The organism is Actinomycetospora lutea, from assembly GCF_028737205.1.
In the GTDB taxonomy this organism is placed as follows: Bacteria; Actinomycetota; Actinomycetes; order Mycobacteriales; family Pseudonocardiaceae; genus Actinomycetospora; species Actinomycetospora lutea.
Genome location: NZ_JAQZAL010000094.1, coordinates 1 through 1,296, shown reverse-complemented (window position 1 = coordinate 1,296; position 1,296 = coordinate 1). Strand labels below are relative to the sequence as shown.

Annotated in this window: 1 protein-coding gene; it reads left to right on the top strand. The window is 72.9% G+C overall.

Going from position 1 to position 1,296, the window contains the following annotated elements:
- Nucleotides 1-1,296 (top strand): FMN-binding glutamate synthase family protein (locus tag PHK61_RS31795; RefSeq protein WP_420791479.1); only part of this gene is annotated, 1,296 nt, incomplete at both ends.

The following is a 1,296-nucleotide window of genomic DNA, read 5'->3' as shown; positions in this document are numbered from 1 at the left end:
GAACGAGGCCTGCGCGAGTCGGCGACGTTCGACCGCGCGAGCATCGCGGCGATCCAGCACGCGGCGCGGACCGGTGTCTACGACATCCGCGGGTGGGGCGCCAAGCGGGCGGTGCCGCACTTCGACGACCTGCTGTTCCTGGGGGCGTCGATGTCGCGCTACCCGTTGGAGGGCTACCGCGAGCGCTGCGACACCGACGTGGTGCTCGGCGACCGGCACGCGACCCGCCCGCTGCACCTCGACATCCCGGTGACGATCGCGGGGATGAGCTTCGGCGCGCTGTCGGCGCAGGCCAAGGAGGCGCTGGGACGCGGCGCCTCGGAGGTCGGGACGTCGACCACGACCGGCGACGGCGGCATGACCGACGAGGAGCGCGGCGAGTCGAAGACGCTGGTCTACCAGCTGCTGCCCAGCCGCTACGGGATGAACCCGGATCACCTGCGGGCCGCGGACGCGATCGAGGTGGTGCTGGGGCAGGGCGCCAAGCCGGGCGGGGGCGGGATGCTGCTCGGGCAGAAGATCTCCGAGCGGGTCGCCGAGATGCGCACCCTGCCCCCGGGCATCGACCAGCGCTCGGCCTGCCGGCACCCGGACTGGACCGGCCCCGACGACCTGGCCATCAAGATCGGCGAACTGCGCGAGATCACCGACTGGGAGAAACCGGTCTATGTCAAGGTCGGCGCCACCCGCACCTACTACGACGTCAAGCTCGCCGTCGCCGCCGACGCCGACGTGGTCGTCGTCGACGGCATGCAGGGCGGCACCGCCGCCACCCAGGAAGTGTTCATCGAGCACGTCGGCATCCCCACCCTGGCCGCCATCCCCCAGGCCGTGCAGGCGCTGCAGGAGCTCGGACTGCACCGCAAGGTCCAGCTCATCGTCTCCGGGGGCATCCGCACCGGCGCCGATGTCGCCAAGGCCATGGCCCTGGGCGCCGACGCCGTCGCCATCGGCACCGCGGCGCTGATCGCGCTCGGCGACAACGACCCCCAGTACGCCGCCGAGTACGAGGCCATCGGCTCGGCCGCGGGCTACTACGACGACTTCCAGGACGGCCGCGACCCCGCCGGGATCACCACCCAGGACCCCGACCTGTCCGCCCGCCTCGACCCCGTCGAGGGCGGGCGGCGGGTGGCCAACTACCTGCGCGTGCTCACCATGGAGGCCCAGACACTGGCCCGCGCCTGCGGCAAGGCCCACGTGCTGCACCTCGAGCCCGAGGACCTCGTCGCCCTCACCATCGAAGCCGCCGCCATGGCCCGCGTCCCGCTCGCGGGCACCACCTGGATCCCGGGG